The sequence below is a fragment of the Gracilimonas sp. B-17 genome, assembly GCF_056857935.1.
Genome location: NZ_JBSXOA010000012.1, coordinates 550,844 through 564,842, shown reverse-complemented (window position 1 = coordinate 564,842; position 13,999 = coordinate 550,844). Strand labels below are relative to the sequence as shown.

9 protein-coding genes are annotated in these 13,999 nt (G+C 42.2%); 6 read left to right on the top strand and 3 right to left on the bottom strand.

Annotated features, from left to right (window positions below):
- Positions 1 to 41: 41 nt before the first annotated feature.
- Positions 42 to 2,621: a M14 metallopeptidase family protein gene (locus AC13FX_RS10975; protein ID WP_482880676.1), complete on the bottom strand. Its 2,580-nt coding sequence runs from the start codon at positions 2,619 to 2,621 to the stop codon at positions 42 to 44.
- A gap of 92 nt (positions 2,622 to 2,713) precedes the next feature.
- On the bottom strand, positions 2,714 to 4,960 hold the full coding sequence (locus AC13FX_RS10970) for a DUF5916 domain-containing protein (RefSeq protein ID WP_482880674.1): 2,247 nt from the start codon (positions 4,958 to 4,960) through the stop codon (positions 2,714 to 2,716).
- 366 nt (positions 4,961 to 5,326) lie between these two features.
- Between AC13FX_RS10970 and AC13FX_RS10965 the strand changes: the two genes are divergently transcribed.
- On the top strand, positions 5,327 to 6,283 hold the full coding sequence (locus tag AC13FX_RS10965; RefSeq protein WP_482880672.1) for a pyridoxal-phosphate dependent enzyme: 957 nt from the start codon (positions 5,327 to 5,329) through the stop codon (positions 6,281 to 6,283).
- A 60-nt stretch (positions 6,284 to 6,343) separates the two neighbouring features.
- On the top strand, positions 6,344 to 7,165 hold the full coding sequence (locus tag AC13FX_RS10960) for a hypothetical protein (protein WP_482880670.1): 822 nt from the start codon (positions 6,344 to 6,346) through the stop codon (positions 7,163 to 7,165).
- On the opposite strand, the gene AC13FX_RS10955 is transcribed toward AC13FX_RS10960, so the two are convergent.
- Positions 7,166 to 8,956 (bottom strand): ABC transporter ATP-binding protein, encoded by a 1,791-nt coding sequence (locus AC13FX_RS10955; RefSeq protein ID WP_482880669.1) that lies wholly within the window; start codon positions 8,954 to 8,956, stop codon positions 7,166 to 7,168. It lies immediately after the preceding gene.
- A 130-nt stretch (positions 8,957 to 9,086) separates the two neighbouring features.
- Between AC13FX_RS10955 and AC13FX_RS10950 the strand changes: the two genes are divergently transcribed.
- From AC13FX_RS10950 to AC13FX_RS10935, 4 genes are all read left to right on the top strand, one after another.
- Positions 9,087 to 9,584, top strand: coding sequence for an NfeD family protein (locus tag AC13FX_RS10950; RefSeq protein ID WP_482880668.1), 498 nt, complete (start codon positions 9,087 to 9,089; stop codon positions 9,582 to 9,584).
- Between the two features lies 1 nt (position 9,585).
- Positions 9,586 to 10,521, top strand: coding sequence for an SPFH domain-containing protein (locus AC13FX_RS10945; RefSeq protein WP_482880666.1), 936 nt, complete (start codon positions 9,586 to 9,588; stop codon positions 10,519 to 10,521).
- Positions 10,522 to 10,532: 11 nt separating this feature from the next.
- Positions 10,533 to 11,474, top strand: coding sequence for an SPFH domain-containing protein (locus AC13FX_RS10940; RefSeq protein WP_482880664.1), 942 nt, complete (start codon positions 10,533 to 10,535; stop codon positions 11,472 to 11,474).
- 675 nt (positions 11,475 to 12,149) lie between these two features.
- Positions 12,150 to 13,886 (top strand): phospho-sugar mutase, encoded by a 1,737-nt coding sequence (locus AC13FX_RS10935; protein ID WP_482880662.1) that lies wholly within the window; start codon positions 12,150 to 12,152, stop codon positions 13,884 to 13,886.
- Positions 13,887 to 13,999 lie beyond the last annotated feature (113 nt).

Here is a 13,999-nt window from a genome sequence, read left to right as displayed (position 1 = left end):
ACTCTGTGGTTATTAAGCCGCGATCTGAACTATCAGGTTTTTTAGAAACCGGGAAGCAACATCACCGCATTTTGTACCATACGACTTGGGCCAACCCAGAACATGCGGTACTGAGTGTTATCCAGCAGGAATACCACCTTACCACTGCCCATATTTTGAACAGCTGCAAATGCTTTTCCTTTGGCATTTTCCCTGTTCTCTTCTGATGCATAACCCGAAGCCAATACTTCACCTTCTTTCACATAATAACCAACCGTTTGTAGTGAATTGGAAGGCATGATCCCATCGTTTCCAAATTTCAACGAGTAAAGCTGATCCGGTAATCCAAATGCCAGCGGATTGGAATTATCAACTATGGCTTTGAACGCAGATCCTGGAATTCTTTCGAGTCCAAATACATCTTCGCGATCTTCGTATTGTGTATATGCTTTTTCATCGATCTCTGTACTGTCTTCTTCTTCAGCTTCAAAAAGTTCCACATCGGTAAAACCGGAGCGGTCTTTTGTGAGCCAAGAGCCGCTGCCCTCGGTACCGATCAGTACACCTCCATTTCTTACCCATGTTTTAAGATCCTCGATCTGAGATTCACCCCAAACATCATTCAAACCACCCCAGGCACCCGGCATCAATATCACATCATATTCAGCCAGATCGATACGGTTGAAGCTGCCTGATCGGATGCGGTCAATACCAAATTCAGTCCACTGATCAAATAAGAACCATAGCTGACCTGCAGTATAAGAACTGAAAGGAGAATCGATCATCAAGGCTACCCTGGGCTTTTTGACTGGTTCACTGTCACTTGAAGCAAGATCCATCCCCGAATCCATGCGGCCGGTATCAAAACCCTCAACCACCACATCCACTTCGTTGATCAACTTCCTCATGTCTGAATTTATTTCATTTCTCTTCTCATAGTTACGCCCAACAAGTACGATCAAACTCCCTGCTGTATAAGTTTTTCCCTGATAGGAAAAGGTTCGCCCTGCACTTCGGACGTTATAACCCATATCCCAGAGTTTCGCCAAGGCTTTCGGAGCATGCCGTTGATTCCAGTCAATGACATAAGCATACCGTGGATCATTGTTCTCAATGCCTGAGGGATACCTGAGTTCTTCAGTTACCGGTTCAGTCGAAACGCCAATTCCATTGGTTGTCCAGGCAGCGTCCAGGTTATATGCAAGGGGTACTGACCAGGTAGCCATGTCATACATCACAGAATCTTCGATCTGTAATTGGTTTCTGAACAATGTGTTTATAAAAAGATGCTTTGGTTGATCGGTTTTGATTATAAAATCACCGGCTTCAAAACTCCGGTTCGTAGAACTTCCATTCCAATAGCTGAAGGCATTTCGCTGATCGAAGTCCTCTGTAGCCCGCTCGATCCGCACATTATGCTTTTGTAGCATATTGATGACCTGATAGGTATAGTCATTGGCATTGTTCTTTAGAATATATGCTTTGGTATTACCTCTTTGAGTTGACTGTGAAACGGAGTTCCTGAAATATCCCAGTAGGCCTTCTTTATTCTCAGCTGCAGTCTCTACGATCGATACTCCATTGATGTAATGATCGAAAACACGCTGTCTAAGGGTCAGTATATACCCGTCATCAGTGGTAACTGCACGTCCTCCTCGTCTATGACCGCCCTGTTCAGCCAACATTCCAATGCCTCCCATAACACTTGGATAGGAAGAACCATATCCAGGATAGAAGAAATCAAAGGACTCACGCGTTGCGTAATTCAAACCGGCTTCATCAAATTCTTCTCCGGCTCCTCTTCCAAACGTGTCGGCCCAATTTTCATAAGCATCCGGTAATTCTTTATTGCGAGGTGTGGTTCCCGGCATCAAAAAGTAATTGTTATTGAAACCCTGCTCGTGGAAATCCATGTGAACTTGTGGCATCCATTCCTGATAGGCCGCAATACGCCCCTGTGATTCCGGGTGGACCAACCAAACCCAGTCACGGTTCAGATCAAACCAATAATGATTGGTACGGCCACCGGGCCAGATCTCATCATGTTCCAGATCATTCGCCTCTGTATTAAGGATATTGGCCCGGGATGATTTGTACCAATACACATACCTATCCCGACCATCCGGATTGATCATTGGATCTATGATCACCACGGAATTTTCAAGCCAGCTTGAGGTTTCACTGTCATTTGATGCAACCAGTCGAAAAGCGGTCTGCATGGCAGCCTCACTGCTGGAGGCTTCATTACCATGCACATTATAACTCATCCAAACCACAACCGGCTTACCATCTATTGAACCGGATTCCGGATCATTTGCCAGTTCAACATTGGCCGTTCTTATAGATTCGATATTACTCATATTCCCTTCAGAACTGATAACCGCATAATAGAGGTCCCGACCTTCATAGGTTGTGCCATACTTATGAAGAGAGATCTTATCAGATTCTTCATCCAAAAGTTTGAAATAATCCATAACCTGATGATGGAAAGTGTATTCAGCCCCGACCTCATATCCCAGAAAATCCTGTGGAGACGTAATATCCTGATCATAGTTCAGGTCCGGATGAAACCGAAAACGTTCGAAGGCATCTTGCTGAGCGAAAGCAAGTGCAGGCGTAAGCATTAATGTGAGAAATGTCATTAAGTATTTCATATTGAAAAGGGATTTGTTAAAGCCGGTTCGCTTAATTTGATATTTAAAATAAAGGTATTTCGTTTAGAATAAATCACATTCTAAATTTTAAAAGTATGCGTGTATTTGATTAGAATTGATCGATTTTCATTCCTTGGTAAATCATTTAAACCATATCGGGAGCCATCAAGTAAAGTGTTTATAGTTTGGTCAAAAACGATCCAAAGATCTTGTCCTTCTCGAAAATTATAACGAAATCTAAAGTTAGCCCCAATCAAATCAGCTAAGTTACTGTATTGAACAAATGCACTGGTTGATATCTTTTTATTGAACGCATATTCACTTTTCAACCGCCCAACATGAGCGTCAAATTCCGTTTGACCACGCTCGTTAATTTTAGGAAACCGCAGCATCGTTAATTGGTAGCTGCCTGAGATCTCGAGGTGAAGGTTTGCCACCCAACGGGGATCGATTCTATACTGCTTACGGGTCCCATCAAAAAGTTCTCCGTATTCAAAGGTTACACGACTCATAAATCTTCTTGTACGCGGGGAACTATAACTGATCGATCCTTCATAAAATTCATAATTTGAGACTGGAATATAAATCTTACCTGCCAGATTAAAAGCTTCTGTAGATAGTAAATGCTCCTGATTATACTTAATTTCAGACCTTATAGATCCGTTATTTTTAAAGTTGCTGTTCCAATTAAAAGCAATGAAGCGACTCCTTAGATCATAAGTATCATTTTCTAAAATGTTATAACTTTCAATATTCAATGAATGCTGATTGAAGGTAGAATTTTCCCCCGGTCGCCATCCGTATCCCAATAGATAGAAATAATCTGAAGTATTAATAGTCTTGTAAAACCCAATGCCGGGATTAAAATCCTGTCCTGTGCGGTTTATAAAAAATCGGTAAAATATCCCCGTACTTGCTCTTCGTTCCCAGGCAATTCTGAATATGCTGTTATCACTGAAATTATTTCTTCTACCTTCCGGTACATCGCTGTCTACCGATTGGCTCATTCTGAATGTAAAGTAATCATCTCCATATAAATTCAGGTCGGTATCAAGGCCTAATACAATATTTGAATTGCCATCAGCACCAACGCGACTGGTGAAGATACCGCCAGCATATGAACTGGGGTTTAGCACACCATTTTTCAATCTTAGCACACCAAAATTCTCAGAGGGCAAGGCCGGGCTTGCCGCAGTTTGTAGGTTCAAAAAACCTACGTCCAAGTCTCCGACTCTTCCAGTCAGGCGAGCACCTCCAAGTATTCTAACCGGATTACCGGCATTATCAAGACCAATCTTTCTGCTGTAAAAAAGACGTGTATCCCCGTAATTAAAATCAAAAATTGATGATCGCTGCTGAAAGAATTGCCTTTTTTCCGGATAAGAGATTGAAAAACGCGTCAAATTTAAACGCTGTTCGTCATTTTCTACCTGTGCAAAATCAGTGTTGACAGTGAGATCCATTGTCAGGTTATTGGTAACGTTGTATTTGATATCGAACCCAAACTCATTTTTAAAATCCTCATCATACTTAAATGAAGTGCCTGAATCATTTAAAGTGTTCGTGTTTTGCTGAAGAAATCCTGTTAATGCATAAGGGGTGAAATATACCGGTCTTGGAGCATCTACATTGGACAGGATAATATCCCTTGCCTTGGAGGGTTTTATCTTACCTTCATCCCAATTGGGTGGTATCTTTGGATAAATATGCCTTTCATTATGATGAGACAACCATCGATAGACGATCAAACCCATCTCCGCAATTCCTTCGTTACTTTGAAACCCAATACTGGAAAAAGGGATTCTCATTTCGGCAAACCATCCCTCCTCCGTTTGCGTTGTCTCAACATCCCAATGCGTATTCCAGCTACTGTTTATTGGTCTGTTCCCTCCAATGGTATTTGCATCATTTGAAATTGATTGGTCAAACCTAGTTCCGGCTGGAGTGGTAAAAAAGCGCATCCCATTTTGATCATCATTAAATGGATCCAAGATCACTGCAAAAACATCGTCCCCACTGTATCTATCACGGTACAAGCTATTGGCAGTAATGGTATTTGGGTCTTGAGTAAACATTTTAGCTGATATGTATAAAAATTCATCATCATAAGCAGTTCTAATCTCTGTACGCTCACTCATCTCCCCTAAATAGACAGGCTCATATTGGTACATTTGATATGGTTGGATCTCATTCCAAACCGATTCATCGATGATACCGTCAAGTGTAATAGGTTCCGATAACCGTTGAATTTTAATTGCAGACTGTGAAAAACTTTTTCCGGTCAGTATCAACGTTATAAAACAACCACAGATAACTTTACACCACATTTATAGACTCAAATTTTTTATTGCGTTGTGACTCAACAACTAACGAGGACAGTATTTAATAATTCAGTCAAATAAACGACTGATATTTCTAATAATGGGAAAAGGTTTGTTAAACATTGAAAATGCAGGGTATAAAATTGATGTGTAACTTTTTAGAATTGAATATTCAGACTTTATCAACCTTAATTGAAATGATTCTTTAAAAATAAAGTTGCCACCTATTTTCGTATTTTGAGATGCCTATTAATGTCTTACAAACATCACTCTTATAAATTCAATTTTATAATTCTTTGTAACCTTAAATAAGCCTGTTTATCTGCCAAATGAGATAAAGGCCACCCGAAACTTCTTGTAGTACTCGTATTTATGAAGCCATTACTAACTAAGCCAGATTTTAATGACGTTAAAACAGCCCACCAAAAAATAAAGAAATACGCTAATCGAACTCCTGTCTTTACAAGCAGAAGTGTGGATGAAAGAGCCGGGACAAGCATCTTTTTCAAGTGTGAGAATTTTCAAAGAGTGGGTGCATTTAAATTCCGGGGGGCATGCAATGCTATATTTTCATTGAGCGATGAAGAAGCTGAAAAAGGAGTCGCAACGCATTCATCCGGCAATCACGCCCAGGCGGTTGCCCTGGCTGCTAAAATGCGAGGCATCCCGGCCTACGTAGTAATGCCTGAAAATGCACCGAAAGTTAAAGTAAAGGCTGTAAAAGGGTATGGAGCCAACGTTACTTTCTGTAGATCAACGCTTGAAGCAAGAGAATCCACGTTAGAAAAAGTGGTTCAGGAAACCAACGCCACTTTTATTCATCCCTACGATGATTCAAGGGTTGTTGCTGGTCAGGGAACTGCAGCCATTGAGTTCCTGGAAGAGCACCCTGACCTTGATATGATAATCACCCCTGTAGGTGGCGGAGGACTACTTAGCGGTACCTCTATTGCAGCTAAAGCTATTAAACATGATATTAAAGTGATAGGTGCTGAACCTGAAATGGCTGATGATGCCTATCGATCTTTTAAAGCCGGAAAACTCATTCCGGTCAAAGATCCTGACACGGTAGCAGATGGGTTAAGAACCTCGTTGGGACAGTTGCCTTTTTCCATCATCACAAAAAAAGTAGATGACATAGCCACGGTCAGTGAGACATCTATCATTGAATCAATGCGGTTTATCTGGGAGCGTATGAACATGATCATTGAAGCTTCTTGTGCTGTTCCTGTAGCTGCTGTATTCGATAAAAAAATTGAGACCAAGGGTAAAAAAATTGGTATCATAATTACAGGCGGAAATGTGGACCTTGATAATTTACCCTGGTAATTATTTAACAATGTGAAACTTTTGCCTTGTTTTTAACGTCTTAAGTGAAAACATTTGCTCATGGGACAAAAAAATAAGCACAACAATTACTCCTTCGAATCAGAAATTGATGGTCATGCCGACTATGACCCAAATTTCAATTTAGATGAATACATAAACAGGATGAGTCGTGAAGGTCAAATTCCTGAAACTCATACAGTTGTGGAGGAGGATGACAGATCCCAATTCAAAAACGCTGTACTCATTTTTCTGGTTTTTGCAGCTTCTTATCTGTGGATCAATGATTGGAGCATAGGCCAGGCCTGGAATAACATCTTTGGCAATGACGAAGTCACATTCGTTACCGCACCTGAAGTGCCATCCGTTGACATTCCCACAATTCCCGCCATACCGGAAAACCCCATGGCCCCGGGTGAAGTTGCAGGAGAAGGCTTTGTAGAATTTCTTGCCGCAGCCAATGCGAGTGGATTAAATGAGTATTATAGTAATATAGGTCTTCAAACCATGTACGAAGCCGGTGTTACAATTGAATACCTGAATCAGCTTTCTGATGCCGGGATCACTGACCAATCTTTTCCTGCAGTCATCGCTTTTTATGAAAGTGAGGTTAGCATGGATTATCTAAGCACTTTGAATGAAGCAGGCTTTTTACAAACCCAATCATTCCCAGCTGTCATCGCTTTTAATGAGAGCGGAGTTACTATGGAGTACCTTAATGAGTTAAATCAGGCAGGTTACCTGCAGATCTCATCATTTCCTGCCGTAGTTGCCTATTACGAAGCCGGTGTTACTCCAGAATTTCTGGATCAGCTTAATGAAAACGGTTTATTGCAGCAAATGAGTTTTCCGGATGTTGTAAACGCATTTGAGGCTGACAACTAACTAAAATCTGTCTCCAATCATACTTTTTGGTTCATCCAGATCCCTGAACTGAAGTTCATACAGGTGGCTGTATAATCCTTTTTTCTCGAGTAAATCGAGATGAGTACCTTCTTCTACGATCTTCCCTTCATCCATGACCAGGATCTTATCTGCATGCTGAACGGTAGATAACCTATGTGCAATAACAAAGGTGGTTCTGTTTTCCATGAGCCGGTTCAATGCTTCCTGAACCTGAGCCTCAGACTCTGAATCCAATGAAGATGTTGCTTCATCCAGTAATAGAATGGCAGGATCTTTAAGAATTGCCCGGGCAATAGCCAGTCGTTGTCGTTGTCCGCCACTCAGTTTCACACCTTTTTCACCAACCAATGATTCATATCCTTGTTCTGTTTCAAGAATGAATTCATGTGCATTGGCATCTTTAGCCGCCTGAATGATCTCCTCTTCAGTGGCATCCAATTTCCCATAGATGATATTCTCTCGAATGGAGGTTCCAAATAAGTGAACTTCCTGAGGTACAATAGAAATATGATGCCTGAGAGATTTAAACCTCACATTTTGAATATTTATTCCATCCACGCTGATCGATCCTTTTTGAGGATCATAGAAACGTGGGATCAGATTGAGAAGTGTGGTCTTTCCGGCTCCGCTTGGCCCAACCAGAGCCACCGTTTTACCGGCTTCAGCTGTAAATGAGATCCCTTTCAAGACATCTTTTTCCCCTTCGTAACTAAACCATAGGTTCTGAACCATAACCTCCCCTGTTACTGAATCTAACTCTACCGCATTTGGGTTATTCTCTATCTCGGGTGTTTCTTCAAGTAGCTCAAAGATACGTTCTGATGCACCGGCTGCAGTATTAACAGCCGTATATAGTCTGGAAGTTTGACTGATTGATCTTGAAATATTCAACGCATAAATGATAAAGGCTACAAGGTCACCTGCAGTAAGCCGGTCAGCTAAAACTTCCTTTCCACCATACCAAAAGATGATGACCAGTGTACTCATGAACATGATCCCTACTCCGGACCAAAAAAACTGAGTAAGTACAACCTTCCGTCGCGCCGTGGTAAACAGTTTCTCCACAGCCTCTTTATATCGCGTTACTTCGTAATCTTCCCGAACAAATGCCTTTACCAGGCGAACAGCCCCTAAAGCGTCCTCAGCCACAGCAGTAGAGTCAGCCAACTCATCCTGAATATCTTTTGACAGATGCCGGATCTTTTGGCCAAAATATCTTGTAGCCAGGGTCACAAAAGGAACCGTCACAAAGATCACCATACTCAAGCGCCAATTCAGAACAACCATCAGAGAAACAGAACCGATCAAGGAAAATGTGATCGTCAGTAATTGAGGTAGTGAATCCGTCAGGGCTGTACGAATCGATCCGACGTCATTGGTAAGTCGTGAGGTGATCTCCCCCAGGCGTCTTTCAGCAAAGAACTTAAATCCGAGCCGGTGTAGGTGTTCGTAAACTTTCTTACGCAGATCAGTGATAACCCTCTCACCAACCCATTCCAAATGGTAATTCCCAAAAAATGAAAATGCGGCCTGCAAGATGAACAGCCCGAATAACCCAACAGCCAGCCAATTCAGTAATTCGTTATTACCGGATTCAAAGACAGCGTCTAACAGTTCACGCAAACCCAATGGCACTGTAAGCCATACAGCTGACGCGATCAGGGCTGCTACCGTGGCCGCATAAAAACGTAACCGGTAAGGTTTGCTCAAAGCAAAGATCTGCTTCAGGGTCAGCCAAAGCGATTTTATGGATTTATTCTCTTTTTGCACTATCTCCTTCTAACTAAAATAATTGATCCTTATTTGTCCTAACCTATTTTAACTTAAAATAAATCAAAATCTGATATGTATTTTTGATCTCAAATCCCTATCTATCATACAAATTAAAAAGGTGTTACAAATGGATAGTGAAATTCTTACTTGGATCTTCCTTATCGGGGGCATACTTCTGATATTACTTGAAGCGGTTCTACCCGGCGGTGTTGCAATATTACTTGGTTTGAGTGGTTTGGGAGTCGGAATCCTGAGATATTTTGGTTTTTTAGAGGATCCTTTGACCGCCACTTTTATCTGGTTATTCTCATCAACTGTCATGACCATTGCCATTCGCCCATTTATCAATAAATATTTCAAAGGTGAAAGCTCATACAAATTAGCTGATGAAGATTTTGAGGCCATGGATCAGGTTGTTGAAGTGACCGAGCCGATCAACGAATTCAATAATGATGGCAGAATTCGCTTCCAGGGAATATCGTGGCAGGCCCGTTCAATGGAGGGGGATATTCCGGCCGGAGTTCAGGTCCGCATCAAATACCGTGACAATACCACATGGATCGTGGAACCTGTTGACCTCATTGACCAAACAGGAAATCAACTCAAAGAATCAAATAAAAACTGACATGATTTGGACCACAATACTGATCGTTATCGTTTTATCTTATTTCATACTAACCCGATTATTCCAGATCGTGGAGTTTCGGGAAGAAGTTATTCAGGAGCGCCTGGGTAAATACAAAAAAACTCTGAAACCCGGGTTTCACTTCTTAATTCCGTTCGTTGACCGTCCGGCTTACAGTCAGGAAATGCGTGAACAGGTTATCGATGTTCCCAGCCAAACCTGTATCACTAAAGACAACATTGAGGTATCCGTAGATGGGCTGGTTTACCTGAAAGTAATGGATTCCTACAAAGCAAGTTACGGGATCTCGAACTATCAGGCAGCAGCCGTAAACCTGGCTCAAACCACCATGCGATCAGAGATCGGTAAGATGACCCTGGATGATACCTTTTCGGAACGAGATAAAATGAATGAAAATATTGTTCGTGAAATCGACAAAGCAGCCGATCCATGGGGCGTTAAAGTGATGCGATATGAGTTAAAGAATATCAACCCCTCCAATGAGATCGTGGATACCATGGAACGGCAAATGGAGGCCGAACGTGAAAAACGTGCCGAGATCACCAATTCAGAGGGACATCGTCAGGCACGTATCTATGAATCAGAAGGTGAGCAGCAAAGTCAGGTGCTGGTTTCTGAGGCTAATCGTCAAAAACGTATCAACGAAGCCAAAGGCAGGGCAAAAGAAATTGAACTCATTGCCACGGCTACGGCTAAAGGAATTCGCCGTGTGGCAGAGGCCATTGAAAAACCGGGGGGTGAACTGGCTGTTAAAACGAAACTGGTGGAGCAATACATCAAACAGTTTGGGAATATCATCAAAAAATCGAATGTATCCGTCCTCCCTACTGAAACTGCTAACCTGAAGACCTTCTTTGAAGGAGTCAGTCAGATCAGTGATCATACTAAAGATACATCAACCCAAACAGGTAAATAAGGAGAAGTACAATGGAAATCATCGAAACAATCAGTAAAGTATTATTAGGACTCTTCTCCATTTACGTGATGTATCAATTCATCCGTTCACTGAGGTTGGTACCCAATCAGTTTGCCTTTATCGTTGAACGTCTTGGGAATTATCACAAAACCCTCGGACCAGGCTTTCATGCACTCATCCCTATTTTAGATAAAGTAGTTTATAAGCAGGATCTTAGGGAAGAGACCATAGAGGTAGAGCCTCAGGAATGTTTTACCAAAGACAACGTTAAGGTTGAAGTGGATGGCGTGATCTATCTTAGTGTGGTCGATCCGGTGAACGCAAGTTATGGTGTCACGGATTATAGGTATGCTGCAGTTCAGCTGGCCCAAACCACTACCCGATCAGTTCTAGGTAATATGGATCTGGACGAAACCTTTGAAGAGCGAGCTTCCATGAGTCGTGAAGTAGTCAATGTACTTAGTGAAGTTGAACAAGTGTGGGGGATCAAAGTGCACCGTTATGAGATCAAGAATATTGTCACACCCCGAACGGTTCAGAAAGCCATGGAGCGTCAGATGACCGCAGAACGGGATCGCCGGGCTATTATAGCGAAATCTGAGGGAGTGAAGGGTTCAAAGGTCAATGATGCGGAAGGTATGCGAGCAGAGATCATCAACATATCGGAAGCAGAGATGCAGCGCCGCATCAATGAAGCTGAAGGTTATGCCCAGGAAATACTTTCAATTGCTGAAGCTACAGCAAAATCTATTGAAGAGGTTGCTTCTGCTCTATCTCAGCCAAAAGGAAAAGAAGCCATGAAGCTTCAACTTTCTGAAAAATATATCGAAGTATTATCCGGCCTTGGGCGGGATGAGAATCAGGTTATACTGCCTAAGGACATCTCAAATTATGAAACACTGATGGACGGACTTTCTTTGAAGGATCTGGATATTTCAGAAGAGAAGAAATAGCACCGACTTTTCGGTCTGACGGATCATTCCATCCCATGGTATCGTAAGTACCCAAAACATTTCAGTATCCCGGTCTGACTACTCCATGCCCGTCTGACTGATGGTTTGATTCAACTTACCAAACCTTAACTATCGAACAGACCGGTTATCGGTCAGATCAAGTTTGGTTGCCATGTCTTAACGGACCCTATCCCTGGCCCTTTCCCTACGGCACATAGAATTAAACCATCCCCTCTTTTCACAGCCGCAGGGCAAGAGGACGCTTTGGTGAGGGTTTTGTCAGGTAATGTAATTTAAGCTTAGCGGTAAAACAATATCACTAATCATACAAGCGTCTCCTTCCTTGCGGAGCGTCAACGTCACGGAGGGAAGGAACAAGGATGGGTCCCAGTTGAGGCCGTCTTACAAAATAAGCCCCATTTTGGTTACAACGCAGAGCGTGTGGAACCAGTCGAAGGGGACGCTTTATTGAGAATTTTGTCAGGTAGTATTACTTGGGCTTAACGATTTTCTACTTCACTCGCTCCTGACGCTCAGCGTCGGAGCGGAAATGAGGCTTCAATTATATCTAACATTACCTCATCTAATGAATAATGTTTTAATGAAACCCCTGCTTTAATTAATTATATTTACTGCTCTAAATAAAGAATCCAAAAACACAGATATTTTCAAAAGATGGACGCATTAGATTCGGCTGTACAAAACAAAATTGATCAATGGCTTTCCGGCAGTTACGATGAAGACATAAAGACTGAGATCCGTAGGAAATTGGATGATGAAAAATTTGATGAACTGACCGATGCCTTTTACAAAGATCTGGAGTTTGGAACCGGAGGATTACGCGGGATCATGGGAGTCGGTTCAAACCGTGTAAATAAATACACTTTTGGTATGGCCACACAGGGCCTTTCGAACTTCCTGAAAAAGCAATATCCCAATGAAGATATAAAAGTAGTTATTGCTCATGATTGCCGTAATAACTCCACTGAGTTAGCCAATGTTGTGGCCAATGTGTTTTCTGCAAATGGGATCCAAGTTTATTTCTTTGATGCACTGCGGCCAACCCCTGAATTGTCCTTTGCTATTCGTGAACTGAGCTGTCACAGTGGCGTTATGTTGACCGCCTCTCACAACCCTAAAGAATATAATGGATACAAAGCTTATGGCGCGGATGGCGGCCAGCTGGTAGCTCCTCACGATAAAATGGTGATGGAAGAAGTTCAGAACATCAACTCAATTGATGAAGTTAATTTTGAACGCAATGATGGCCTGATCGAGGTGATCGGCAAAGAGATCGATGAACGATACCTTGAAGAACTTGAAAAGCTATCTGTATCAAAAGATGCCATCAGCCGTCAAAAGGATATGAAGATCGTTTTTTCACCCATTCACGGTACTTCCCGAAAACTGGTGCCTGAGGTATTAGAACGTTTTGGATTCGAGAATGTGATCTTAGTTGATGAACAAATGACCGCGGATGGTGATTTCCCAACTGTGGTCTTTCCTAATCCAGAAGAAAAAGAAGCACTCGACATGGCTCTTGAAAAAGCCAAAGCTGTAGGAGCTGACCTTGTCATGGCAACCGATCCTGACGCCGATCGTGTTGGAATTGCCGTTCGTAATACTGAAGGAGAATTAGTGCTTTTGAACGGTAATCAAACAGGTTCCCTTCTGATAAATTATATGCTTGATGCCTGGGAAAAAGCAGGAAAGATCACAGGAAATGAATATATCGTAAAAACGGTCGTAACCTCCTATATCATTGATCGAATTGCCGAAGATAAAGGTGTGGAGTGTTTCAATACACTTACCGGGTTTAAATATATCGGTGAACTCATGACCAAACTGGAAGGTAAGAAGCAGTTCATTGCCGGCGGTGAGGAAAGCTATGGGTATCTCATAGGGGAGCATGTCAGAGACAAGGATGCAGTAATATCCTGCGCCATGATCGCAGAGATGGCGGCCTATTACAAGGATCAGGGAAGTAGTCTCTATGAGGCCATGCTTGATATGTATGTGGAATACGGCCTGTTCCGGGAAGCTCTCAAATCAGTTTATAAAAAAGGGAAATCGGGAGCGGAAGAGATCAAGAAAATGATGATGAACTTTCGGTCAGATCCCCCCAAAAAACTGGCCGGTTCTCAGGTTGTGACCATCAAGGATTATCAAAGTTCTAAAGAGAAGAATATTGCTACCGGTGAGATCACAGACATTGAATTACCTAAATCCAATGTACTTCAGTTCATCACTGAGGATGGAAGTATGGTATCCGTTAGGCCATCCGGAACAGAACCTAAGATCAAATTCTATTGCAGCGTCAATGTAAACCTAATGAGTGCGGATGATTATGGCCCCGCTGTTGCCACTCTTGACAAAAAAATCGACGTCATGATAGAGGCTTTAAGTTCCTGATCCTATAAAATATCTTTCGGGCAGTAAATCCGCTTTACTTTAATTGCCAAACCTCATTAATTGCGTGTAGTGATCACCGCATACTTCGGGAACACTGAGTCCCAGAATGTGTT

What these genes read in the sequence shown, in the direction of transcription:
- AC13FX_RS10975 (WP_482880676.1), bottom strand. Translation starts at nt 2,621, where the DNA reads ATGACATTTCTCACATTAATGCTTACGCCTGCACTTGCTTTCGCTCAG.
- AC13FX_RS10970 (WP_482880674.1), bottom strand. Translation starts at nt 4,960, where the DNA reads ATGTGGTGTAAAGTTATCTGTGGTTGTTTTATAACGTTGATACTGACC.
- AC13FX_RS10965 (WP_482880672.1), top strand. Translation starts at nt 5,327, where the DNA reads ATGAAGCCATTACTAACTAAGCCAGATTTTAATGACGTTAAAACAGCC.
- AC13FX_RS10960 (WP_482880670.1), top strand. Translation starts at nt 6,344, where the DNA reads ATGGGACAAAAAAATAAGCACAACAATTACTCCTTCGAATCAGAAATT.
- AC13FX_RS10950 (WP_482880668.1), top strand. Translation starts at nt 9,087, where the DNA reads ATGGATAGTGAAATTCTTACTTGGATCTTCCTTATCGGGGGCATACTT.
- AC13FX_RS10945 (WP_482880666.1), top strand. Translation starts at nt 9,586, where the DNA reads ATGATTTGGACCACAATACTGATCGTTATCGTTTTATCTTATTTCATA.
- AC13FX_RS10940 (WP_482880664.1), top strand. Translation starts at nt 10,533, where the DNA reads ATGGAAATCATCGAAACAATCAGTAAAGTATTATTAGGACTCTTCTCC.
- AC13FX_RS10935 (WP_482880662.1), top strand. Translation starts at nt 12,150, where the DNA reads ATGGACGCATTAGATTCGGCTGTACAAAACAAAATTGATCAATGGCTT.